Consider the following 23,400-nt stretch of genomic DNA (forward strand, 5'->3'; position numbering starts at 1 on the left):
AGCGATGGCATCGAGACTGAACCGCCGCGAGTTCCTGGGCGTGGCCGGGGCGGCGGCCGCCGCCGCCGCACAGGCCGCGCACGGCGCCGAGGCGCCCGCCGCGCCGCGCCCGCCGAACTTCATCCTCATCTTCACCGACGACCAGGGCTACCAGGACCTCGGCTGCTTCGGCTCGCCCGACATCCAGACCCCCTGCATTGACCGAATGGCCGCCGAGGGCACGCGGTTCACCGACTTCCACGTCGCCGCGCCCGTGTGCACGCCCTCGCGCGCCGCGCTCCTCACCGGCTGCTACCCCCAACGCGTCTCCCTGCCCGCCGTGGTCTTCCCCAGCTCGAAGATCGGCTTCGCCGACAGCGAGGTCACCCTCCCCGAACTCCTCAAGGCCCGCGGCTACGCCACCGCCTGCATCGGCAAGTGGCACCTCGGCCACCTGCCCCCCTTCCTCCCCACCCGCCACGGCTTCGACGCCTATTTCGGCGTCCCCTACAGCAACGACATGGCCGTGGACCCGACCATGGAGGTGGCCGACAATGTGGCCTGGCGCGACGGCATGACCCTGGAAAAGATGCGCACGGACAAGCCGCTCAAGCACACCGTGCCCCTCTTCCGCGACAGCAAGCTCATCGAGTACCCCGTAGACCAGTCGCAGCTCACCACGCGCTACACCGAAGAAGCGATCCGGTTCATCACGGCGAACAGGGACAAGCCCTTCTTCCTCTACCTCCCGCACTCGATGCCGCACATCCCGCTCTTCGTCTCCGACCGGCACAAAGGCAAGTCCAGGCGCGGCCTCTACGGCGACGTCATCGAGGAGATCGACTGGAGCACGGGCCAGATCCTCGACACCGTGCGCACCCTCGGCCTCGCCGAGAACACCTGCGTCCTCTACACCTCCGACAACGGCCCGTGGCTCATCATGGGAGAGCACGGCGGCTCGGCCCTCCCGCTGCGCGACGGCAAGGGCACCACCTACGAGGGCGGCATGCGCGTGCCGTGCGTCCTCTGGTGGCCCGGCCGCATCCCCGCGGGGCGAACCTGCGCCGAGTTCGCCTCCACCCTCGACATCCTGCCCACCTTCGCCCGGCTCGCCGGCACCGAGGCCCCCACCGACCGCCTCATTGACGGCAAGGACATCTCGCCCCTGATGCTGGGCGCGCCCGGCGCCAAGAGCCCCACCGAGGCGTTCTTCTACTACAGCGGCTACGCGCTCCAGGCGGTCCGCAGCGGCAAGTGGAAGCTCCACCTCGCCCGCAACGTCGCCGCCACCAAGGCCAAGGCCGCACACGAGCGCCCCGCCGAACTCTACGATCTCGACGCCGACATCGGCGAAAAGAACAACGTCGCCGCCGCCAACCCCGACGTCGTCCAGCGCCTCGAGGACCTGGCCCAGCGCTGCCGCGAGGACCTCGGCGACGCCACCCGCGGCATGACCGGCAAGAACCGCCGACCCTGCGGAACCGCCTGACGCCGGCGCACCGGTCGCCCCATCGGTCCGATCAGTTCAAGGGGTCCGCCATGAATCGCCGCTCCTTCCTCCACCAGGCCGCCATTGCCTCCCTGAGCGCGCTCGGCTGCGCGCGGCGCCTGGCCGGCGCCCCGCCGAAGCCCAGGCCCAACTTCGTCTTCATCCTCATTGACGACATGGGCTGGGCCGACGTGGGCTGCTACGGCAGCACCTTCCACGAGACCCCCAACATTGACCGCCTGGCCACCCAGGGCATGCGCTTCACCGACGGCTATGCCGCCTGCCCCGTCTGCTCGCCCACCCGCGCGAGCGTGATGACGGGCAAGTACCCCGCGCGCCTCCACCTCACCAACTTCCTCGTCGGGAAACGCTGGCCCAAGAACCCCCCCATCCTGCCCGTCAACTGGCAGCTCCACCTCCCCCTCGAAGAGGTCACGCTCGCCGAGGCCCTCCAGGCCGCCGGCTACGCCACCTGCCACGTCGGCAAGTGGCACCTCAACGAGGGCAAACTCTCCACCCCCGACCAGCAGGGCTTCCAGGTCTGCCCCACCAAGATGCCCAACCGCACCGACAAGCAGGCTTCCGCCATCACCGACGAAGCCCTCAAGTTCATCGAGGCCAGCAAGGACAAGCCCTTCTTCCTCTACCTCTGCCACCAATCCGTCCACATCCCCCTTGAGGCCACCGAAGACCTGGTGGCCAAGTACACCGCGCGCGCCAAGCCCGACGCCCCGCAGAACAACCCCCTCTACGCCGGCATGGTCGAGTGCGTGGACGCCAGCGTCGGCCGCGTGATGGCCAAGCTGGACGAACTGGGCATTGCCGGCCACACGGTCCTCGTCTTCACCTCCGACAACGGCGGCCTCTCCGTCAAGGAAGGCCCCAACACCCCCGCCACCTCCAACGCCCCGCTGCGGGCCGGCAAAGGCCACCTCTACGAGGGCGGAATCCGCGAACCCCTCATCATCCGATGGCCAGGCGTCATCCAGCCAGGCTCCACCTGCTCCATCCCCGTCTGCTCCCAGGACTTCTACCCCACCTTCCTCGAACTCGCAGGCGTCCCCGCCGACCCCAAGCACGTGGTGGACGGCGAGAGCCTCGTGCCGCTCCTCAAGCAGGCCGGCGGCCTCCAGCGCGACGCCCTCTACTGGCACTACCCCCACTACAGCAACCAGGGCGGCCGGCCCGGCGGCGCCGTGCGCCAGGGCGACTGGAAGCTCATCGAGTTCTACGACGACGGCGCGCTCGAACTCTATAACCTCAAGGACGACTTGGGCGAAGCCTCCAACCTCGCCCCCAAGCTGCCCGAGAAGGCCGCCGAGCTGCGCAAGAAACTCGACGACTGGCGGCGCGCCGTCGGCGCACAGATGCCCGCGCGCAACCCCGACTACGACCCGAAGCTGCCCTCCGGCTGGACCGAACGCCCTCAGCCCGCGCCGAAGTAGTGAGGAGCGCGCATGCCCCGCAAGAAGGCCACCTTCCTGGCGCCTGCCGCCAACGTCGAGCTGGTCTTCGGCCCCGAGCTCATCGCTCGGGCGCAAGCCCTCTGCGATGTCGCAGCAACCGCCCTCCCCCACAACGACCCCGCCACCGTCAAGGCCGCACTCCGCGGCGTCGAAATCGTCCTCTCCACCTGGGGCATGCCCAGGATGACCCCCGACATCCTCGACGCCGCGCCCGACCTCCGCGTCATCCTCTACGGCGCCAGCTCCGTCAAAGGCTTCGTCACCGAAGCCGTCTACGACCGCGGCATCACCGTCACCACCGCGGCCCTCGCCAACGCCACCGCCGTGGCCGAGTTCACCGTCGCACTCATCACCCTCTCGCTCAAGAACGCCTGGGCCCACCTGGCCGCGCTGCGCCGCGAAGGCCGCCGTGCCTGGCGCCGAGCCGACCTCGGCCCCTCCCGTGGCACCCATCGCGCCGTGGTCGGCATCATCGGTGCCAGCGCCACGGGGCGCGAAACAATCCGTCTTCTGAAAAGCTACACTTGCCCGATCCTCGTCGCAGACCCGTTCCTCACCCTCGACGAGGCCCGCACCCTCGGCGTTGAGAAGACCGAACTCGACGACCTCATCGCCCGCAGCGACGTGGTCTCCCTCCACGCCCCAAACCTCCCCCACCTCCGACACATGATTGGCGCCACGCAACTGCGGTGCATGAGGGACGGCGCGGTCTTCATCAACACCGCGCGCGGCGCACTCGTGGATGAAGAGGCCCTCGTCGCCGAGCTCCGCACGGGCCGCCTCCTCGCCTGCCTCGATGTCACCGACCCCGAGCCGCCCGCCGAGGGCAGCCCGCTCTACTCCCTCCCCAACGTCATCCTCACCCCCCACCTCGCCGGCGCCACGGGCGCCGACTGCCGACGCATGGGCGAGCTGTGCATCCAGGAACTCGAACGCTACCTTGCCGGCCTGCCGCCACTCCATCCCGTCACCCGCGAGCGGCTTCCCTTCACGAGCTAGGGTCTGTGCGGAGACCCCCGTGGGCTGCGCTGCGGGGCCAAAGGGGGCCCAACGTCCCGCAATGACTTACGATCCCCGGGCATGCCCCCTCCCATACTTGCTCATCCCGGAATTGAGCGCGAATGGCCGGAACCGCGAGAATCGTCAATCCTCGGCCATCTGCCCATACTTGCTCACCTGCCCCCTCTCAGGGTTGAGCAAGTATGAGCAGGCCGCTCGCGGGCACTCGCCAGGGCCTTCCCCACGAACCGCCAGGGCCGCAAGGAGCAGGAACGTCTGCACCCCGCACTAGGCCAACCGAGGCAAGCCCGCCCACCCCCGAGGCACTAGGCGCTCCCTCAGAACCCGCGTCGCCTGCGGCCAGTGGAAGCAGCATGCTCCAGAGACCACCCTCCCGAAGGTTCCAATACCCTCGGGAGGGTAACGGGAGGGGCGGGCGCTGGGGGGCGCACCCTCCCGAACGCATTGGAACGTTCGGGAGGGGGGGCTCGCTGGCCGATTCCAGGCGCAGTCTCCCCCCCAAGGACGGCATTCTCGGGCGTGGACTATCTCTGTAGGCCGTCTCCGTTGCGACTCCCCGCAGCGACAAGCGTCCAGCTTGTCGAACGGCCAAGGGTAACCGCAAGCGGGACGCTCGCGGCTGCCTGGCAGGGGGCACCCTGTTCCGGGGATCTCGGCGGCTACAACTACCCGCCATTCAAGTCAACTCTCGCGATTTTCCTCTTGCACTCTCATGGTGAAGCGCTATAATGTTTCACGTGGAACACGACGCCTGCCGGCCGCCCCGCCAGTGTCGCGCCTGCGGCCAAGCCAAGCGTCTGGCGCTGGACCCCTGTGCATGATATCCCTCCCCGTTCCGGCGGCGTCTCCCCGATCCACATGCCACGACTCGAGGCCGCGTGAGACTGCGCGACGCGGCTCCAGGCGGGACCCCTCACGATGAAGGTCGTCGCAATCGCAAATCAGAAGGGCGGCGTGGGCAAGACCACTACCGCCATGAACCTCGCCGCCTGTGTCGCACTCTCGGGAGCGAGGACCCTCCTTGTAGATATAGACCCCCAGGGGAATGCCACCAGCGGGCTGGGGCATCTGCGGGCACGCAACGGCGGCGCCCACGATGTCCTCTTCGCGCCCGACAAGACACCCGCGGCTGTCAAAGCCACGGACGTCCCCAACCTCTCGCTCTGTCCCGCCAGCCGCCTCCTCGGCGGCGCCGAGACCGAGCTGGCCCATCACCCCGACCGGGTCACCCGCTTCCGCAAAGCAGTCGCAGCCATAAGTTCTGATTACGACTATGTTTTCGTCGACTGCCCGCCGTCGCTAGGCCTCTTGCCCACCAACGCCCTGGCGGCCGCCGACGGCCTCCTAATCCCCATCCAGTGCGAGTACTACGCCATGGAGGGGCTGGCGCAGATGCTCGAGCTCTTCCAGCATGTGCGCGACCACTACAACCCCAAGCTGCGTCTCGAGGGCATCCTCTTCACCATGTACCAGCCCGGCCTCCCGTACGCCGATGAAGTCGCCAACGAGGTGCGCTACCACTGTGGACAACATGTCTACGAGACCTCGATCCCTCGGGACACGCTGCTCAGTGAAGCGCCCTCGCACGGCAAGCCGATCATTTACTACGCTCCACGCTCGATCGGAGCCTGGAGCTACGTCGCACTGGCAAAGGAGATTCTCTCCGATGAAGAGTAGCCATTTGGGCCGCGGCCTAGGCGCCCTCCTCGGCAACGCCGAGGAACTCCAGCCCGAACCTCAGCAGACCCTCGAAATCCCTGTCGCCAAGGTCAGACCCAACCCCAACCAGCCGCGGCACGAATTCGACCAGGACTCCCTCGGCGAGCTCGTCGAGTCGGTCACACGCAACGGAGTGATCCAACCGATCATCGTGCGCGCACTGGAGGACGGCTACGAGCTCATTGCGGGCGAGCGCCGTTGGCGCGCCGCGCAACTGGCGGGCCTGGCCACCATCCCAGCCATCGTGCGGCCAGCGAGCGAGAACGAGAGCCTCGAGCTGGCGCTCATCGAGAACATCCAGCGCCAGGACCTCAACCCCATGGAGCAGGCCAGGGCGTACAAGAACCTCATCGAACGCTTCAGCCTGACGCAGGAGGAGGCTGCCGCGCGCCTCGGCAAGAAACGCTCCTCGGTGGCTAACATCTTGCGACTATTGGACTTACCAACCGACATCCAGGACGCTGTTTCACGTGGAACATTGTCCATGGGGCATGCGCGCGCCCTTCTAGCCCTGCCCGACAGAGCCGAGCAAGTGCGCCTCGCCGCGCGCATCCAGCGCGACGACCTCTCCGTGCGCCAGACTGAGCAGATCGTGAATGACCGACTCAAGCGGGCACGCTCGCACCAATCTACAACCGAGCCCAAGCCTGCCTACATCACGGACCTCGAGGGCAAACTCCGCGAAGCATTGGCCACCCGTGTCACCATCCTGCCCCACAAGCACGACGAGGGGGGACGAATCGTCGTGGACTTCTTCACGAAGGATGACTTCCAGCGCCTCCTGGAGCGCCTGCTGCCGAGGGCGGGCCGTCCGGAGGAGGCGACCGCGACTTAGAGAGGGGTGGGGGCGACGAGTGGCTAGTTCCGTAGAGGTGCCGAGTCATGATAGTTCCCGGCGAGTAGGTTACGGGTGTGGCAGAAAGCGAGGTGGCGGCACAGGGGGCAGGTTGGGTACAGAGGTAGTCTGGGGCTAGGGAGCAGTTCCTGGGCTGATGGGGGGGCATGGTGGGTGATGCATGAACGCCGGTAGTGTGGTGTAGAACCTCTGGTGCGATGAAATCTCGTGGAACCGCGTTGGGTGGGCGGATCGAAATAGGGTCTTGGTGCGAAGGTGGGTGGAGAAGGAACACGAATTGAGTAAAGAGGTGTGAAGCGAGAGCATAGCGTAGCAAGATGGCTATGGTGAGACGAGTGAAGCAACATCGGAAAGTGCAAGGGTTAGTAAAGCGGAAAGCCACTCTTGGGCGTCGAGGGAGCATCGTGTAGTAAGGGACAGCGGTATGCTTGGCTCGTGCGGGACTGTGGCATCCTCGGGTGGGTGGCTTGGCTGGGAGATGCCGGGTCAGGTGCGCTATGCAAGATGCTTGGGGCTTGGGGGTACCTCGGTCCGTGGGAACGCGGGGTGATGACTGCGCCGCAGCTTTTGTTAGTGGAGCGGCGGGCGATGATGCGGACGGTCGCGCAGGCAGCCCCAACCTCCCGCAGGTTCGCAAGCCGCGGGAGGTTCCCGACCCGTCGCCCTTTGTTCCGCGAAGGCGAGGGGCCTCTGAACGGCCAAGAGGCTCGCCCCACGCAGGGCGTAGGGACGAAAAGAGGGAGCAGAGCGTAAGGACGAGAGGGCGTTGCGCTAAGTGTATGACGGCTGTAGAATCAGACGGGTGTGCGCGCGGTGTGGCTGGCGGCCGGGGGCGGGTGGACGATGTAGGAGAGCGCAGATGAGGACGGGGTCATGGGTCATGGCGGTGTGCCTGGTGGGTGCCGCTGCCTGTGAGAGGGGGGAGGGGCCGAAGGCGCGACCGAGTGAGGGGGCGGCGACGAAGCCGAAGGCCGTGGGGCCGCCGGCGCTGCGGATTGCGCAGTGGTACGGGACGGAGCCTTTGACTCTGGAGGGTCTCAAGGGGAAGGTGGTGTTGTTGGACTTCTGGAACACGATGTGTGGGCCGTGCCGGAAGCTGATGCCGCATCTCGATGAGCTGTATCGGAGGCATAAGGCGGAGGGCCTGGTGGTGATTGGGGTGACGGAGGATGAGAAGAACGATCTCGAGGAGTACGTGAAGGGGACTCCGGTGGGGTATCCGCTGGCTATAGATGAGATGAAGGGAGGGTCGGGGGTGACATTCGACGCGTACAAGATCGTTGCGGTGCCGACGGTGGTGCTGATCGGCCGCGATGGTGCCGTGGTGTGGCGAGGGACGGGCGAGAAGCTGACGGATGCGATGGTGCTTGCGGAATTGGCGAAGAAGTGAGTGTTCCGGCGCCGCGATCGGAGTATCATGAGGAGGGAGGCAAGCGGCCGGGCAGGGGGAATGGCCATGATTGCAGGAAGAGCGTTATTCGGTGCGGTGCTGGGCGTGGCCGTTTGGACCAGTGGATGCGCCTGGCTGGATCCGAGCGTCTACCAGGGGCGCGGGAGCGGTCCGCCCTTTAGCGGGTCGCCAAGGGTTGCCGCGGCGCCGCAGGGGGCGCAGGGGACCCAGGCGGAAGGGAAGTTGCCGTTCGGCGCCACGCCGCGGAGGGACGAGGGGCTCTGGGGCGTGCCGAAGGAGGGCGATGTCCTCGGGCGGTCGCCGGACAACGTGGCGATCGTGGTGGAGAAGCTGGACGCGGGCACGGCGTCGGCGATGGACCTGAGCGGGAGCTTCCGTGCGCGCAGCGGCGAGCGAGTGATCTCGGGTGGGGACCCGGGGGCGGCGCGCGGCGGGCTCAATGTGCGGGTTGTGTCGGGCTCGTTTGCCGGGCGCCTCGGCGGCTCGGTGAGTCGCACGCGGTCCGGCAGCCGCGACCAGATGTTCATCGTGGTGAGGAGCGGGACGGAAGGCGCGCTGGCGATGGGGAGCGACATCTGGCTGACGCGCCTGGGCTACTGGACGCCGCGCGGGTATCTGCTGATTGCGGAGCGGGAGTTCGTGGGCCGCCAGCTCGTGGTGCGGCCGACGATTCTGGGCGGCGGGCAGATTGCGATCGAGCTCTGGCCGCGCTTCAGCACGCGGCGCGGGAGCGTGGTGGATGTGACGCAGCTCGCGACGCGCGTGACGGTGCGCGACGGGCAGTCGCTGGTGATCGGCGGGCTGAACACGGCGGACAGCGAGATGACCCTGGCGCTGTTCGGCGTGGGCGGCCGCGAGTCGAGCGGCATGACGGCCATCGTGCTGACCGCGCAGATCGGCGGTCTGGACATTGACTGGCCCAAGGTGCGGTGAGATCGTGACCCGCGGGCGGACTCTTGAGAAAGGAGCGCGGCATGGTGCAACGGGGGTCGTGGGGCAGGGCGGTGGCGTGTGCGCTGGCGGCGTTGGCGGCGGGCGCCGCCGGGGCAGGGGAGGGGGAGCGGCCGAGCGAGGCGTTCCGCCGCGAGTTTCTCGCAGGGATGCCGAAGAGCGCGCTCAGCACGACGCCCGAGGACGCGACGCTGCTGCGCATCCTGGTGGAGGCGCGGCACGCGCAACGCGGGGTGGAGGTGGGCTCGTACATCGGGTTCGGCGCCTGCCACATGGGAATCGGCTTCGAGCGCACGGGCGGGCATCTCACGACCATCGAGATTGACCCCGCGACGGCGGAGCAGTGCCGCGAGAACATCCGCAAGATGGGCCTCGAGAAGAGCGTGACGTGTGTGACGGGCGATGCGCTGAAGGTGCTGACCACGCTCGAGGGGCCCATTGATTTCCTGTTCATTGACGCCGCGAAGAGCGATTACTTCAAGTACCTGAAGGCCGTGGAGGCGAAACTCAAGGCGGGCGCGGTGATCGTGGCGGACAACACGATCCAGTCGGCCGGCGCGATGAGGGACTTCCTGGATTACCTGGCGAACAGCCCGGACTACGAGAGCGTGACGGTGCGTGCGTCGGACGCCAAGCGCGACGGGATGACGATTGCGTACAAGGTGCGTTGAGGGACGGGGGAGGGGGCCGTGTGCGCCGGGTGGCGGTGCGCGCGCAGGCGGCTACTTGAGTTCGCGCTTGAGCACCTTGCCGCCGGGGTTGCGCGGGAGCGCGTCGCGGAACTCGACGATGCTGGGCACCTTGTAGCTGGCGAGGCGCTCGGCGCAGTGGCGCTTGATGTCGAGCTCGGTGACCTTGTGGCCCTCGCGGGGCACGACGACGGCCTTGACGAGTTCGCCGAGGTAGGCGCTGGCGCCGGTGGCCTCGACGCCGACGACGGCGGCCTCCATCACGGCCTCGTGGGTGAGGATGGTGTTCTCGATCTCCATGGCGTAGACGTTTTCGCCGCCGACGATGATCATCTCCTTCTTGCGGCCGCGGAGGTAGACGTAGCCGTCGGGGTCGGCCATCGCGAGGTCGCCGGTGTTGAAGTACTCCTCGCCCTCGTGGGTGAAGCAGGCCTGCTCGATGAGGCCGGGGCGCTTCCAGTAGCCGCGCACGATGTTCGAGCGGTGGAAGCAGAGCTGGCCCACGGTGCCGGGGGGCACGGGCTGGAGGTCGTCGCCCACGATGAGCTGGTGGACCTCGGGCAGCAGTTTGCCGATGGAGTCGGCGTGGGTCGTGGCATCGCAGTTGGGCAGCACGTGGGTGGCCGAGATGGTCTCGGTGAGGCCGAAGAAGTTGTGGAGGGCGACGCCGGGGAAGCGCTCGCGGAGCTTGTAGATGGTCTGGGGAGGCATCATGGAGCCGGCGTAGGCGATGAGGCGGAGGGACGCGAGGTCGTGCTTCTCCAGGCCGCGGGCGGTGGCGAGCCAGTAGAAGAGCGTGGGCACGCCGAAGAAGGTGGTGCAGCGGTGGCGCTCGATGAGAGCGACGAGCTCGGGCACGTGCGGCCGCGGGGCGACGACGATGGTGGAGCCGAGGTAGGCCGAGGCGGGGAGCATCGAGTAGAGCGCGGTGGCGTGGAACATGGGCACCACGAGCAGGTGGACGTCCTCGTGGCGCCAGCCGTGGGCGAGGAGGGACATGCGGACGTTGAACAGGAGGTCGGCGTGGTGCATCACGGCGCCCTTGGGCTGGCCCGTGGTGCCGGAGGTGTGCATGATGATGGCCAGGTCGTCGGGCTGGATGTCGGGCGGGGTGTAGGGCTGGGGCTCGGTGGCGAGGAGTTCGTCGTAGGGGATCAGCCCGTCCTCCTCGAAGCCGACGCTGACGATGTGGCGGATGTTCGGGCAATCGGGCAAGGCGGCCTGGGCGGTCTTCCAGAGGGTCTTGTGGGCGAGGAGGGTCGAGCCGTCGGTGGTGCGGAGGATGTGGTGCATCTCCTCGGCGCGCAGGCGGGTGTTGACGGGCACGACCACGGCACCGAGCTTGACGAGCGCCCAGTAGACGAGAAAGTAGTCGAGGCAGTTGGGCAGGAGGACGGCCACGTTCTCGTGCTGCTTGATCCCGAGGCGATTGACGAATGCCGTGCGGAGGCGCTCGATCTTGTCGTTGGCCTCGGCGAACGAGAGCGCCACGTCGCCCTCCACGATGGCCGTCTTGCGGGGGAAGCGGGGGAGGTTGTTCTCCCACATGTCGCGGGTGCTTCGGATCTCACGGTAGGCCATGGCATTCTCCTGAGCGGAGGGAACACCGGAGGCGGTGCTGGGTGTCAGGTGTTAGGGGGTGGGGGCAGGTTGGGAGCCAGGCCTGCCACTCTTGCCGGTCTCTTGTACCCCAACACCTATCCCCGAACACCTAACACCGCCTGCCTTCACAGCGTCCAGGGCTCGCGCTTCGGGCGGTCCACCCAGCGGCTGGCGTCGGGGTCGCCGATGAAGTCCTCCTTCACGGGGTCCCACTTGAGCGGGCGGCCGAGCCAGTAGGCGAGGTTGCCGAGGTGGCAGACGGTGACAGCGCGGTGGCAGAACTCCACGTCGCGGAAGGGCCGCTCGCGGGTGACGACGCAGTGGAGGAAGTCGCCGGCCAGGCCGCCGTTGCCCTTGTAGCCGAGCATTTCGACGGGGCGGAGGGGCTGGCCCATCCTGCCGCGCGAGGCCTCGCCCGCGGTGCCTTTGTAGGTGATGTCGGGCGCGCCGCCGTGGTACATGCGGAAGCCGTTGGCGTAGACGTAGGTGAGCAGCTTCACGTCCTTGCCGTCGGGCGGGAGGATCTCGACGGGGCCGGTCTCCTGGAGGTCCATGGCGAACACCACGGCGCCGAACTTGTGCGCGCCCCAGTCGGTCATGCCGCCGCCCGAGTAGTCCTTCCAGGCGCGGAAGCCGAGGCGGCCCTTGTTGTAAGGCGCCCAGGGCGCGGGGCCGAGCCAGAGGTCCCAGTCGAGGCCGGGCGGCACGGGTTCGGGCGGCAGATCGCAATCGCGCGAGGGGCCGCCGACGCCGACGAAGGCCTCCTTGACCTCGCCGATGGCGCCGCTGCGGATGTAGCGCGCGAGCGCCCCATAGTCGCCCAGCACGCGCTGGCTGCCGCCGGAGAAGACGCGGCCGAAGCGGCGCGCCGTCTCCACCATCTTCCGCCCCTCGCGGATCGTCAGCGTCTCGGGCTTCTCGCAGAAGACGTCCTTGCCGTTCTTCATCGCCTCGCAAGCGATGATCGCGTGCCAGTGGTCGGGCGTGCCGATCATCACGGTGTCAATGCGCGGGTCGCCCGTGATCTCGCGGAAGTCGTTGATGGACGCGCAGTCGGTGTTTCCGTACTTACGGTCCATGGCCGCCTTCATGTTTTCGCGCTTGGACTTCACCACGTCGCAGACGGCGAGCACCTGCACCTGGGGGAAGTTGGAGAAGCCGGTGAGGTCGCCGCTGCCGCGTCCTCCCATGCCGATGCCGCCCATCGTGATGCGGTCGCTGGCGGGGGGCCGCGGGGCTTCCTCGGGCGTCCGCGCGGGCCGGCGCGCGCCGCCGAGGGCGCTGGAGGTGAGGAAGTAGGGCCCCGCCGCCAGGGCGACCGATCCCATGAAGCCGCGGCGGGAGGTGACTCGCATATGTCGCGCCATCGCTGACTCCTTTCCTCGAGCGTTCGGGCGACACCGGCTCTCTGCATTATAGCCCGGCGGATGACAGGCTCCTAGCGGCGCCGCCTGGGGCCGGCGACGCGGCGGGTCGAGGCGAGGGGGCGGAGGCGCGCGAAGCGCGCGAGCAGGCACCGGGTGCGCTGCCGATGTCGCCGCCTGAGGGCGAGGGCCGCCGCGGGGGCGATGGGCGTCGCCCGGGCCTTGCGTTTCCTGACACGTGGCGCGGGCTCGGGCCGAAGCGGGATCACGGGCACCGCGTCCTCGACCACCGCGTGCGTCTCCTCGCCGGCGGCCGGCGGCGGCTCGCCGTCCGTGTCGCCCAGGGCGGCGACCTCGGGCACCGCGATGTCCTCGACCTCGGTGTCGGCGGCGGCGTCCTCGTCGCTGGCTGCCGCGGCGGGCGGCGGGGCCGGCTCGGGGGGCGTAGCCTCGGGCGCCTCGGGCTCCGGGGGCGGGGGCGTGGGCGCCACGAGTTCGGTCTCGCTGAGCGGCGTGTCGTCGAGGAGCACGATGCGGATGTCGCCGTGGGCGCCGGCTTGCTCGGCGCGCACGCGGCGGCGGCGGATCAGCTCGAGGAGGGCCATGAAGGCGTGGATGAGCCCGAGGCGGCCGTCGGCCGGGTTGAACAGCTCGCGCAGCGTGGCGTGGCGGCGCGAGCGCAGCTCGTCGAGCAGGTCGTTGCAGTAGGCGCTGGCCGGGCGCTCGTCCAGCACGATGTGGCGGGTCGGGTCCAGCGTCGTCTGGCTCAGGATCACCTTGAAGGCGGCCACGAGGTCCCACACGGTCACCTCGCCGAGGAGGATGGGCAGGTTCTCCTCGGGGGCGCGCTCGGGCAGGCCGAGCGCGGCGGCGGCGCCGCGGGTGAACTTGAGGGCCTGCTCGTCGGCCCGGGCGGCGAGCGCGCGGGCGGCGTCCTTGAAACGCTTGTACTCGATCAGTTGGCGGATGAGGTCGGCCCGCGGGTCCTCCTGCTCCTCGTCGCCCTCGCGTTCGGGCTGGGGCAGGAGCATGCGCGACTTGATCTCCATCAGCGTGGCGGCCATGACCAGGAACTCGCCCGCGAGGTTCACGTTGACCTGCTGCATCACCTCGAGGTGCTGGAGGTACTGGTCGGTGATGCGTGCGATGGGGATGTCGGCGATCTCGACCTCCTCCTGGCGAATCAGGTACAGGAGGAGATCGAGGGGGCCGCTGAAGGCCTCCAGGTCCACCTTGTAGCCGTAGCTTTCCTCTTCGTAGGACGACACCATGCGCGCCTCAGGAGCCAAGCAGGAGACGGACGAGGAACGTGTGCGGCGGGAGGAGGACGAGGTCAATCGCTCGCGAGACGATCAGCACGAGGAAGACGACGGACATCGCGGGCGCGAGGCGCTCGTAGGCGATGGCCTGCTCGCGCGGCAGCAGGTTGCGCAGCACGTGGGAGCCGTCGAGCGGCGGGATCGGGATGAGGTTGAAGAGGGCCAGCCCCACGCTGATCTGGAGCAGGATGAAGAGCATGATCCAGAAGTACCGCCCGATCTCGGACGCTGGAGCGGCGGGGAACGCGCGCAGCAGGAGGGCCACCACCACCGCCGTCGCCAGGTTGGCCGCCACGCCGGCGAGCGAGACCAGAATGTCGTCGCGGCGCGGATGGCGGAAGTTGTAGGGATTCACCGGCACCGGCTTGGCCCAGCCGAAGGGCGCGAAGAGCAGGCACAGCGCGCCGATCGGGTCGAGGTGCGCGAGGGGGTTGAACGTCAGCCGGCCCAGGTGCTTCGCCGTGGGGTCGCCGCACAGGTAGGCCGACCAGCCGTAGGCGAACTCGTGGATCGTCAGGGCGAAGAGCAGCGGGGGAATCCGCAGCACGAACAGCGTCAGGTCGAAATCCGGCATGGGGCGACACCCGTGGGACTTGTGGTTGGCCGTGTTTGTACCACAGGCGTGCCGGCAAGTCAAGCTCGCTTGACTTCCACGGGCCGGATCACTATCATGAGTCGAGAATCGCCGAGAGCAGAGACCCGAGGCCGCTGGAGGCGAACCATGCCGGAAGCCGACCACAGCGAAGCGCCGGTGAGGCGCAAGCGCACGAGTCACGACGACCTCGACTTCGAGATAGCCTTCTACGAGCGAATCCTCAAGCGATTGCCCGATTCCGTGGATGTGCTGATGGCGCTCGGCAACGACTACACCGAGCGCGGCCTCCACGAGAAGAGCCTGCCGGTGGACGAGCGCCTCTGCCGCCTCCGGCCCAACGACCCGATCATCCATTACAACCTTGCCTGCTCCTACTCGCTCGTCGGCCGGGTGGACCAGGCCATCGAGACCCTCGAGCACGCCATCGGCCTCGGCTACCACGACTGCACCTACCTTCAGCGCGACCCCGACCTCGAGGGCATCCGCCGCGACCCGCGCTTCCAGGCCCTCCTCGGGCGCGTGATGCGGCAACAGGTCACCTCCTGACCTTGTCGCCCGCGCCGGCACCAGGGAGCCGACATGGACGAGCCGCTCTCCTCCTACGCGCGCGTCGGCATCATCCACTTCATGCTCTGGCCCCAGACGATGAGCGGCGAGGGCCCCATCGCCGAAACCTTCGAGCGCCTCGCCGCCGACGCCGCCTTCGACGCCGTCGAGGTCACCCGCATCCACGACCCCGCCGCGCGGCGCCGCGTGCGCGACATCGCCCAGACCGCCCGCCTCACCCTCGCCTTCGGCGCCCAGCCGATCCTGCTCGGGGGCAGGCTCGACCTCAACGCCCCCAGCGACACCGACCGCACCGCCGCCATCGAGGCCGTCCAACGGGCCATTGACCAGGCCATCGAGCTGGGCGCGGCCGGCTGCGCCGTCCTCAGCGGCCCCGACCCCGGCGAGGGCGGGCGCAAGGCCGCGACCGACCGGCTCGTGGACTCGCTCAAGTGGCTGTGCGACTATGCCGCGCACAGGGGCGGACCGCCCATCGTGCTCGAGACCTTCGACCGCGTGCCCTTCGGCAAGAACTGCCTCATCGGCCCCAACGCCGAGGCCGCCGAGGTGGCCCGCCGCGTGCGGCGCGACTTCCCGTCGTTCGGCCTGATGATCGATCTCAGCCACCTGCCGCTCCAGGGCGAAACCCCGCAGCAGGCGGTGAGCGCCGTGCGCGACTACCTCGTCCACGCCCACATGGGCAACTGCGTGATGCGCGACGCGGCCCACGAGGCCTACGGCGACAGCCATCCCCGCTTCGGCGTGCCCGGCGGCGAGAACGACGTGCCGCAGCTCGCCGACTACCTGCGCGCGCTGCTCGACGCCGGCTTCCTCAGCACCACGTGGCGCCCGATCCTCAGCTTCGAGGTCAAGCCGCTCCAGGGCGAATCCGTCGAGGCCCTCCTCGCCGGCTCCAAACGCACCCTCGCCGCCGCCTGGGCCGCTGCCTGAACCCCCTTGAGGGGGCCGCATGCCCGTGGGAATCGTGCTCTTCTCCCTCGCGCTCTCGCTTGCCGCCGCACAGGAGCCTGCCATGCCCCAGCCCGCGCTCGTCAGCCTCGACCCGCCCGTGCTCCTGCCCGACGGCTCGGAGTTCAAGACCTGGCAGCCCGTGCTTGAGTTCTCAAGGACGTACTACGTGGACGGCTCGGCGGGTTCGGACGAGAACGCGGGCACAAAGGAGGCGCCGTTCAAGACCATTCAACGCGCGGCGATGGTGCTCGAGCCCGGCGAGCGCGCGATCGTGGCGGCGGGGGTCTACCGCGAATGGGTGCAGCCGCGCCGCGGCGGCACCGGGCCCGACAAGATGATCAGCTACCAGGCCGCCCCCGGGGCCGACGTGGTCATCCGCGGCTCCCGCGTGGTGACCGAGAAGTGGACCTCCCTCAGCTCGCTCCGAGGGGTCTGGGCGCTGAAGATCGAGGCCAGGTGGTTCCGGCACGGTTACAACCCATTCCTCATCCCCAACATCACGCCCGAGCAGTTCGAGCCGATGGACTGGGCTCACGGCTGGCGCGGCAAGAAGCCCTACACGCTGCCCCGCGGCCTCGTGTTCCAGGATGGCCGCCGCCTGCGCCAGGTGAACGAGCGCGACGACCTGGCGAGGGAGGCGGGCACCTATTGGGTCGCGTTGGAGACAGGCGGCCCCGCCATCCTGGTCCGCCCCTTCGGCGACGCCGACCCCAACCGGGCCACGATGGAGATCACCACGCAGCAATGCGTCTTCGCCCCCGGAGAGACGGGCCTCGGCTACATCCACGCCAAGGGCTTCACCATCGAGCACGCGGGCAACCCCTTCCCCTTCCCGCAGTACGGCGCGCTCTCCACCTGGCGCGGCCACCACTGGCTCATCGAGCATAACACGGTGCGCCAGGCCAACGGCGTGGGCATTGACATCGGCGACCAGTTCTGGGGCCTGCCGCAGCCCAAGACGAAGCCCGCCTGGCACATCGTCCGCCGCAACGCGGTCACCGACTGCGGCGTGTGCGGCATCCAGGGCCTCGCCGCCACCCACTGCCTGGTCGAGGAGAACCTCCTCTGCAACAACGCCTTCCACCCCGTCGAGCAGTACTGGGAGACGGGCGCAATCAAGCTCCACTGCAACAACGGCACCCTCATCCGCCGCAACCGCATCTTCGACACCCACCACGGCTGCGGCATCTGGATGGACTTCGCCAACGTGAACTCGCGCTGCACGCAGAACCTCGTGGTCGGCTCGCGCACCGTGCACGGCGGCATCTTCCTCGAGGCCTCGCTGCGGCCCAACCTCATTGACCGCAACGTCATCTGGGACACCCAGGGCGCCGGCCTCTACGAGCACGATAGCCGCGGCCAGACCTTCGCCCACAACTTCATCGGCCGCAGCTCCGGCCCGGCCATCCTGCTCCGCGGCAAAGTCACCGACCGCAAGGTACACGGCGAGCCGGTCGGCAACGGCGGCCACGTCGCCGTCAACAACGTCTTCTTTGCCAACAAGGAGGGGATCAGCACGAAGTGCGAGCAGGCCGACGTGAGCCACAACCTCAGCGACGGCGTCGTGGCCAGCTTCGACCGCGAGTCGCTCACCCTCACCTGGCACGTGACGGGGCCGGCGCCCTGGTGTCAGGCCCTCGCCCCGATCACCCACGACTTCTTCGGGCGGGTCTGGCCGCCCGACACGCGGCTCCCCGGCCCCTTCCGCGACGTGCCCTCGAAGCCGACGGCCCTGCGCCTCTTCGGCCCCGAGGCCGCCGCGCCCTGACAGGTGCGCCCGCGTATGGCGGACACTGTGGGCGGCGTGTCCCACGCCGCGGTACGCGCGACAGGGACGTCCCGCCCACAAGCGCAGCCGAGCGCGGCTGTGCCACATGCTGCCTGGGCCGCATTCCACGCAACAGTCATTCCCAGTGCGGGCTCTCACCCGTATGCATTCGGACATGGTCTGGCTCGAGGCCGCGTTTCCCAAACCGCCTCGTCTCGAGTAGAATAGCCAGGTCGTCGGGCCGCGCCCCGCGGCCCCACGGCCTCTCACCCAACCGGACCGGAGCGCGCCTGTGAAAGCTGCTGCCGCTGTTCTCGAGAGGTTCAACGAGCCGCTCGTGTATCGCGAGTTCGAGGTTCAGCCACTCGCGGAGGGCGAGGTGCTGGTGAAGATCGCCGCCGCCGGCGTGTGCGGATCGGACGTGCACATGTGGCGCGGCAAGGACCCCCGTACGCCGCTGCCGATGATCCTCGGCCACGAGGCCGTCGGCACCGTCGCCGACACGGGCGGCGAGAAACGCGACCTGCTCGGCCGCGTGCTGCGGCCCGGCGACACAGTGATGTGGGAGCGCGGCGTGATGTGCGGGCGATGCTACTACTGCGTCGTGCGCAAGGAGCCGTCGCTATGCCCCCACCGCCGCACCTACGGCATCTCATTCTCGTGCGCCGAGCCGCCGCACCTGCGCGGCTGCTACGCCGAGTATCTGCACGTGAAAGCGGGCGCGCCCTTCCTCCGCATTGACGACGCGATGGACCCCGCGGTGCTCGTGGCCGCGTCGTGCTCGGGCGCCACGGCGGCGCACGCCATCGAGGTCTCGCGCATCCGCCCGGGCGACGTGGTGCTCGTCGTCGGCCCAGGCCCTGTCGGCCTGTTCTGCCTGGCCTTCGCGCTCAAGGCGGGGGCCAGCCGCGTCTACGTGGCGGGCACGCCGGCCGACGCCTCCCGCCTCGACATGGCCCGGGCCTTCGGCGCGGCCGGCACGATCAACGTCGGCGAGATGAGCGCCGACCAGCGCAGGCAGTATCTCCTCGACGCCACCGGCGGCTTCGGGCCGAACGTGGTCCTCGATTGCACCGGCTCGGTGCGCGCACTCGAGGAGAACATCGCATTGGTTGCCCCCGGCGGCACGTATGCCATCCCCGGCATCGCCGAGCCGCGCGAGCGGTTCCCCATTGACCTCTTCGCCTGGATCGCCCGCAAGAATGTGGCGTTGCAGGGCGTGTGGGTGAGCGACACGAATCACCTGTGGCAGGCGGTCCAGCTCGTGCTCTCGCGCCAGTTTCCCTTCGAGCAGCTCGTCACCCACACGTTCCCGCTGGCCGAGGCGATGGCCGGCCTGGCGGCGGTGGAGAAGTGCGAGGCGGTGAAAGCCGTACTAAGGCCGTGATACGTGAAACGTGACGCGTGAGAAGACGCAGAGCGCCCGAGGCATCCGGCATTTGTCTCTTCTCACGTATCACGCATCACGTACCACGCATCACGCAACAGGAGTCTGCGAATGCTGGACCATGGCGAACAGCCCTTCGGCAACGTGAAGGCCCGCGTGCTCTCGGTGCAGACGCTGATCATCGGCAGCGGGGCGGCGGGGCTGAATTGCGCCGAACACCTGCACGAGCTGGGCATGAGCGACCTGCTCGTCGTCACCGACCAGCTCGGCGGCGGCACGTCGTACAACTCGGGCTCCGATAAGCAAACCTACTACAAGATCGGCGTCTTCGGCGACGTGCCCGACAGCCCGATGGAGTTCGCCCGCACGCTCACGGCCGGCGGCATGATGCACGGCGACCTCGCCTACATCGAGGGCCTCGGCTCGGCCCCCGAGTTCTTCCACCTCGTGCGCAACGGCGTGCCCTTCCCCTTCAACGCCTACGGCGCCTTTGTGGGCTACAAGACCGACCACGACCCGCGCCAGCGGGCGACGAGCGCCGGCCCCAAGACCTCACAATTCATGGTCGCCCGCTCCCTCGCCCAGGTGCGCCGCAACGCCACGCCGGTCCTCGACCGCGTCGAAGTCATCCGCCTGCTCACGGCTGGCGAGGGCACCGAGAAGCGGGTGATCGGCGCCGTGGCGTTGGAGCTGGACAAGCTGGACGCCCCGAACTTCGGCCTCCTCGTGCTCAACGCCGAGAACGTGGTCATGGCCACGGGCGGGCCGGGCGAGATGTACCGCATCTCGGTCTACCCCCACGGCCAGATCGGCAACCACGGCCTCGCCCTCGAGATCGGCGCCGTGGCCAACAACCTCGCCGAAAGCCAGTTCGGCCTCGCCTCCACGAAGTTCCGCTGGAACCTCTCCGGCACCTACCAGCAGGTGATCCCCTGCTACTTCTCGACCGACGCCGCCGGGCGCGACCGCCGCTACTTCCTCAACGACTACTTCGAGACGACACGCCAGGTGGCGGCCAACACCTTCCTCAAGGGCTACCAGTGGCCCTTCCACGCCGCGCGGCTCCAGAACCTCGGCTCGTCGGTGGTGGACATCGCGGTGGCCAACGAAGTGGCCGCGGGCCGGCGCGTGTTCATGGACTTCCTGTCGAACCCCGTGCCGGGCGAGGGGATGGGCGAGTTCTCGCTGGCCGACGTGGGCGACGAGGCCCGCCGCTACCTCGAGCGCTCGGGCGCCCTCCAGGCCACGCCCTACGAACGCCTCGCCCACATGAACCCCGAGAGCATCGAGCTCTACGCCGAGCATGGCATTGACCTCCGCGAGCCGCTCGAGTGCGCCGTGTGCGCCCAGCACAACAACGGCGGCCTGCGCGGCTCGATCTGGTGGGAGTCGAACATCCGCCACCTGTTCCCCATCGGCGAGTTGAACGGCGCGCACGGCGTGCGCCCGGGCGGCAGCGCGCTCAACAGCGGCCAGGTGGGCGGCCTGCGCGCCGCCCAGCGCATCCAGGCCGTCTACCACGCCGGCCCGATGCCGCTGGCCGAGTTCCGCAAGCTCGCCGCGGCCCAAGTGAAGGACGAGGCGAAGGAGATCCGCCGCCTCCTCAAGTCGCCCGCCTCGGCCCCCACGCCCGCCCAGGTGCGCGGCGAGATCCAGGACCGCATGAGCGCCGACGCCGCGTTCCTGCGTTCGGCCGCGGGAATCGGCGACGCCGTGAGCGGGGCCAAGGCCCTCTGGGCGGCAGTGTCGGCCCACGGCATGCGGCTCGACGGGCGCGCCGACCTGCCCGCCGCCATCCAGAACGTCCACCTCACCCTCACCCACGTCGCCTTCCTCCAGACCATCCAGGCCCTCATCGAGCGGGGCGGCGGCAGCCGCGGCGGCTACATGATCCTCGACGAGAAGGGCGACCTCGCCGTCAAGACCAAGCGCGGCAGCGAACTGCCTCATCGCAGCGAGAACATGGCCCTGCGCGGCGAAATCCTCGAAACCCGCCTCGCCGGCGACGGCGATTTCGCGGTTGCCCCCGTCCCCGTCCGTCCCCTCCCCAACGACGATTCGTGGTATGAAACCACCTGGCGGCAGTGGCTGAGGGGCGAGATCTTCAAAGTGGGTGAGTAGGCGCTTGATGAGCGATTCGCTGCTGCCCGCCGACGCGAATCGGCGGATGTTCGATGGCCTCGCGCCGCGGTACGATCGGCTCAACCGCTTGCTGTCGCTGGGCCTGGACCGCGGCTGGCGACGCCGCGAGGCGGCGGCGCTGGCGCCGCGCGACGGCGAGCACTACCTCGACATCGGCTGCGGCACGGGCGATGTGGCGCTGGAGGTTCTGCGCCGGGCTCCTGGCTGTCGTGTGACGGGCCTCGACCCCTCGCGGCAGATGCTCGCCGTAGCAGCGGCCAAGGCGGCCCGAGCAGGTGTGACGGATCGGCTGACGCTGGTGTCGGGCAGCGTGGCCGCCTTGCCTTTCGCCGAGGGGGTGTTTCATGGCATCACGAGTGCGTTTGCGCTGCGCAGCTTCGCCGATCGCGCGCGGGCCTTCGCCGAGATGCGGCGGGTGCTGGCGCCCGGCGGGCGGGTGTCGCTGCTCGAGCTCACGGGGCCGAGCCACCGCCTGTCGCGCGCCGGCTACTGGCTCTACACGCGCACCTTCGGGGCGCTCATGTGCTGGCTCGTGTGCGGCGTGGTGAGCCCGTACCGCTTCCTGTGCCAGTCGGTAGATCGCTTCCCCGCCGCGGGCATCCCCGCCGAGTTGGGTACCGCGGGGTTCCAGGGCGCGTGCCGCCGGAGCCTGTCGGGCGGCATTGCCACGCTCTATCTCGCGCACGCGCCGTGATGCCTCTGCCCCACCAAGGATGCCAACAGGTATTGCGCGCGTTGGCATTCTTGGTCGGCGCCCTTGTTGTCCCCGGCCGGCGCTCAGTGGTACTGCGGCAGCATGGGGCCGTGGGCCTCGATGAGGTCGTCGCAGAGGGCCTTGATCTGGTCGAGGGTCAGTTCGGCGCTGGTGTGCGGGTCCAGATAGGCGGCGTGGTAGATGGCGTCCTTGCGGCCGGTCAGGGCGGCCTCGATGGTGAGCAACTGCACGTTGATGTTCGTGCGGTTGAGTGCGGCGCACTGCTCGGGCAGGTCGCCCACGTAGGTGCCCTGCACGCCGTTGCGGTCCACCATGCAGGCGACCTCAACGCAGGCCTTGGCCGGCAGGTTGGTGATGAGGCCGGTGTTGAGCACGTTGCCGCCCACGCGGATCGGCACGTCGGTCTCCATCGCGTTCATGATGTACGAGCCGTATTCGTGGCTCTTGGTGTGGGTGAGGGCCTTGTTGGCGACGATCTCGTCGCGCTGCTTCTTCCAGCCGGCGATCTGGGCGATGCAGCGGCGCGGATACTCGTCGAGCGGGATGTTGAACTCCTCGATCAGCTCGGGGGCCGTGCTCTTGATCCAGTAGGGCTGGTACTCGGCGGTGTGCTCGGAGGATTCGGTGACGTAGTAGCCGAACTTGAGCATGAGCTCGAAGCGCACCATGTCCCAGTGCTTCTTGGCGCCCTTCTTGCGGGCCTCCTCATTCATCTTCGCGGCGCGGCGCTTGATCTCGGGGTAGAGGTCCACCCCGCCGTCGGTGATCTCGAGCAGCCAGCCCTGGTGGTTGATGCCGGCGATCTTCCACTGGAGCTTCTTGACCTGGTCGCGCAGGCCCACGTGGCGCAGCAGCCCCTCGGCGCAGCCCTGGACGGAGTGGCAGAGACCGACGATCTTCACGGGGGTGCCGAGGAGCACGGCCCCGGTGATCATCGCCATGGGGTTCGTGTAGTTGAGCATCCAGGCGTCGGGGCAGACCTTTTCCATGTCGCGGGCGAAGTCGAGCATGACAGGGATGGTGCGGAGCGCGCGGAAGATGCCGCCGATGCCGAGCGTGTCGGCGATGGTCTGCCGCAGGCCGTACTTCTTCGGCACCTCGAAGTCAATGACGGTGCTCGGCTCGTAGCCGCCCACCTGGATGGCGTTGATCACGTAGTGGGCGCCCTTGAGGGCCTTGCGGCGGTTCTCGACGCCCAGGTGCGCGGTGATCTTCGCGCGGCCCGCGTTGATGTTGGCGTTGAGGGTGTCGAGCATGAGCTTCGACTCCTCGAGCCGCGTGGCGTCAATGTCGTAGAGCGCGATATGCGAGTCGCGCAGCGACTCGGTCAGCATCGCATCGCCGAGGACGTTCTTGGCGAAGATCGTACTGCCTGCGCCCATGAAAGTGATCTTCGGCATCCCACGGACT

General features: G+C 68.7%; 19 protein-coding genes. 14 read left to right on the forward strand and 5 right to left on the reverse strand.

Annotated features, from left to right (window positions below; genetic code table 11):
- Positions 1–4 precede the first annotated feature (4 nt).
- The 8 genes from PLE19_08575 to PLE19_08610 all read left to right on the forward strand — a co-directional run bounded on the left by PLE19_08575 (position 5) and on the right by PLE19_08610 (position 9,562).
- Positions 5–1,468, forward strand: coding sequence for a sulfatase (locus PLE19_08575; GenBank protein HPD14991.1), 1,464 nt, complete (start codon positions 5–7; stop codon positions 1,466–1,468).
- Positions 1,469–1,518: 50 nt separating this feature from the next.
- A complete protein-coding gene (locus PLE19_08580) occupies positions 1,519–2,913 on the forward strand; it encodes a sulfatase (GenBank protein HPD14992.1) in 1,395 nt (464 codons plus the stop codon).
- Positions 2,914–2,925: 12 nt separating this feature from the next.
- Entirely contained in the window at positions 2,926–3,933 is a 1,008-nt protein-coding gene (locus PLE19_08585) for a hydroxyacid dehydrogenase (protein HPD14993.1), read from the forward strand.
- Positions 3,934–4,872: 939 nt separating this feature from the next.
- A complete protein-coding gene (locus tag PLE19_08590) occupies positions 4,873–5,631 on the forward strand; it encodes a ParA family protein (protein HPD14994.1) in 759 nt (252 codons plus the stop codon).
- Positions 5,621–6,508, forward strand: a complete 888-nt coding sequence (locus tag PLE19_08595; GenBank protein HPD14995.1) for a ParB/RepB/Spo0J family partition protein — start codon at positions 5,621–5,623, stop codon at positions 6,506–6,508. Before PLE19_08590 ends, PLE19_08595 begins: the two co-directional genes overlap by 11 nt.
- 880 nt (positions 6,509–7,388) lie before the next feature.
- A complete protein-coding gene (locus PLE19_08600) occupies positions 7,389–7,919 on the forward strand; it encodes a TlpA disulfide reductase family protein (protein ID HPD14996.1) in 531 nt (176 codons plus the stop codon).
- Between the two features lie 243 nt (positions 7,920–8,162).
- On the forward strand, positions 8,163–8,873 hold the full coding sequence (locus tag PLE19_08605; GenBank protein HPD14997.1) for a hypothetical protein: 711 nt from the start codon (positions 8,163–8,165) through the stop codon (positions 8,871–8,873).
- 41 nt (positions 8,874–8,914) lie between these two features.
- A complete protein-coding gene (locus PLE19_08610; GenBank protein HPD14998.1) occupies positions 8,915–9,562 on the forward strand; it encodes a class I SAM-dependent methyltransferase in 648 nt (215 codons plus the stop codon).
- 51 nt (positions 9,563–9,613) lie between these two features.
- On the opposite strand, the gene PLE19_08615 is transcribed toward PLE19_08610, so the two are convergent.
- The 4 genes from PLE19_08615 to PLE19_08630 all read right to left on the reverse strand — a co-directional run bounded on the left by PLE19_08615 (position 9,614) and on the right by PLE19_08630 (position 14,439).
- Positions 9,614–11,161, reverse strand: a complete 1,548-nt coding sequence (locus PLE19_08615) for a class I adenylate-forming enzyme family protein (GenBank protein ID HPD14999.1) — start codon at positions 11,159–11,161, stop codon at positions 9,614–9,616.
- A 146-nt stretch (positions 11,162–11,307) separates the two neighbouring features.
- On the reverse strand, positions 11,308–12,549 hold the full coding sequence (locus PLE19_08620; protein ID HPD15000.1) for a Gfo/Idh/MocA family oxidoreductase: 1,242 nt from the start codon (positions 12,547–12,549) through the stop codon (positions 11,308–11,310).
- A gap of 71 nt (positions 12,550–12,620) precedes the next feature.
- Positions 12,621–13,814 (reverse strand): segregation/condensation protein A, encoded by a 1,194-nt coding sequence (locus tag PLE19_08625; protein HPD15001.1) that lies wholly within the window; start codon positions 13,812–13,814, stop codon positions 12,621–12,623.
- Between the two features lie 10 nt (positions 13,815–13,824).
- Positions 13,825–14,439, reverse strand: coding sequence for a site-2 protease family protein (locus PLE19_08630; protein HPD15002.1), 615 nt, complete (start codon positions 14,437–14,439; stop codon positions 13,825–13,827).
- A 147-nt stretch (positions 14,440–14,586) separates the two neighbouring features.
- Between PLE19_08630 and PLE19_08635 the strand changes: the two genes are divergently transcribed.
- From PLE19_08635 to PLE19_08660, 6 genes are all read left to right on the forward strand, one after another.
- Positions 14,587–15,006, forward strand: coding sequence for a hypothetical protein (locus PLE19_08635; protein ID HPD15003.1), 420 nt, complete (start codon positions 14,587–14,589; stop codon positions 15,004–15,006).
- A gap of 33 nt (positions 15,007–15,039) precedes the next feature.
- On the forward strand, positions 15,040–15,957 hold the full coding sequence (locus PLE19_08640; GenBank protein ID HPD15004.1) for a sugar phosphate isomerase/epimerase family protein: 918 nt from the start codon (positions 15,040–15,042) through the stop codon (positions 15,955–15,957).
- Positions 15,958–15,976: 19 nt separating this feature from the next.
- A complete protein-coding gene (locus tag PLE19_08645; GenBank protein HPD15005.1) occupies positions 15,977–17,746 on the forward strand; it encodes a right-handed parallel beta-helix repeat-containing protein in 1,770 nt (589 codons plus the stop codon).
- 292 nt (positions 17,747–18,038) lie between these two features.
- Positions 18,039–19,133: a zinc-binding dehydrogenase gene (locus PLE19_08650; GenBank protein ID HPD15006.1), complete on the forward strand. Its 1,095-nt coding sequence runs from the start codon at positions 18,039–18,041 to the stop codon at positions 19,131–19,133.
- A gap of 111 nt (positions 19,134–19,244) precedes the next feature.
- Positions 19,245–21,254 carry an FAD-binding protein gene (locus PLE19_08655; GenBank protein ID HPD15007.1) on the forward strand — a complete coding sequence of 670 codons (2,010 nt, stop codon included), beginning with the start codon at positions 19,245–19,247 and terminating at the stop codon, positions 21,252–21,254.
- Between the two features lie 7 nt (positions 21,255–21,261).
- Positions 21,262–21,969: a ubiquinone/menaquinone biosynthesis methyltransferase gene (locus PLE19_08660; protein HPD15008.1), complete on the forward strand. Its 708-nt coding sequence runs from the start codon at positions 21,262–21,264 to the stop codon at positions 21,967–21,969.
- An 83-nt stretch (positions 21,970–22,052) separates the two neighbouring features.
- On the opposite strand, the gene PLE19_08665 is transcribed toward PLE19_08660, so the two are convergent.
- Positions 22,053–23,390, reverse strand: a complete 1,338-nt coding sequence (locus PLE19_08665; protein HPD15009.1) for an alpha-glucosidase/alpha-galactosidase — start codon at positions 23,388–23,390, stop codon at positions 22,053–22,055.
- Positions 23,391–23,400: the final 10 nt, after the last annotated feature.

Source organism: Planctomycetota bacterium (assembly GCA_035384565.1).
Lineage (GTDB): Bacteria > Planctomycetota > PUPC01 > DSUN01 > DSUN01 > DAOOIT01.

Coding starts and splice junctions, on each gene's coding strand:
- PLE19_08595 (HPD14995.1), top strand. CDS start 5,621: ATGAAGAGTAGCCATTTGGGCCGCGGCCTAGGCGCCCTCCTCGGCAAC.
- PLE19_08600 (HPD14996.1), top strand. CDS start 7,389: ATGAGGACGGGGTCATGGGTCATGGCGGTGTGCCTGGTGGGTGCCGCT.
- PLE19_08620 (HPD15000.1), bottom strand. CDS start 12,549: ATGGCGCGACATATGCGAGTCACCTCCCGCCGCGGCTTCATGGGATCG.
- PLE19_08665 (HPD15009.1), bottom strand. CDS start 23,390: ATGCCGAAGATCACTTTCATGGGCGCAGGCAGTACGATCTTCGCCAAG.
- PLE19_08585 (HPD14993.1), top strand. CDS start 2,926: ATGCCCCGCAAGAAGGCCACCTTCCTGGCGCCTGCCGCCAACGTCGAG.
- PLE19_08640 (HPD15004.1), top strand. CDS start 15,040: ATGGACGAGCCGCTCTCCTCCTACGCGCGCGTCGGCATCATCCACTTC.
- PLE19_08655 (HPD15007.1), top strand. CDS start 19,245: ATGCTGGACCATGGCGAACAGCCCTTCGGCAACGTGAAGGCCCGCGTG.
- PLE19_08580 (HPD14992.1), top strand. CDS start 1,519: ATGAATCGCCGCTCCTTCCTCCACCAGGCCGCCATTGCCTCCCTGAGC.
- PLE19_08630 (HPD15002.1), bottom strand. CDS start 14,439: ATGCCGGATTTCGACCTGACGCTGTTCGTGCTGCGGATTCCCCCGCTG.
- PLE19_08660 (HPD15008.1), top strand. CDS start 21,262: ATGAGCGATTCGCTGCTGCCCGCCGACGCGAATCGGCGGATGTTCGAT.
- PLE19_08575 (HPD14991.1), top strand. CDS start 5: ATGGCATCGAGACTGAACCGCCGCGAGTTCCTGGGCGTGGCCGGGGCG.
- PLE19_08645 (HPD15005.1), top strand. CDS start 15,977: ATGCCCGTGGGAATCGTGCTCTTCTCCCTCGCGCTCTCGCTTGCCGCC.
- PLE19_08590 (HPD14994.1), top strand. CDS start 4,873: ATGAAGGTCGTCGCAATCGCAAATCAGAAGGGCGGCGTGGGCAAGACC.
- PLE19_08635 (HPD15003.1), top strand. CDS start 14,587: ATGCCGGAAGCCGACCACAGCGAAGCGCCGGTGAGGCGCAAGCGCACG.
- PLE19_08615 (HPD14999.1), bottom strand. CDS start 11,161: ATGGCCTACCGTGAGATCCGAAGCACCCGCGACATGTGGGAGAACAAC.
- PLE19_08610 (HPD14998.1), top strand. CDS start 8,915: ATGGTGCAACGGGGGTCGTGGGGCAGGGCGGTGGCGTGTGCGCTGGCG.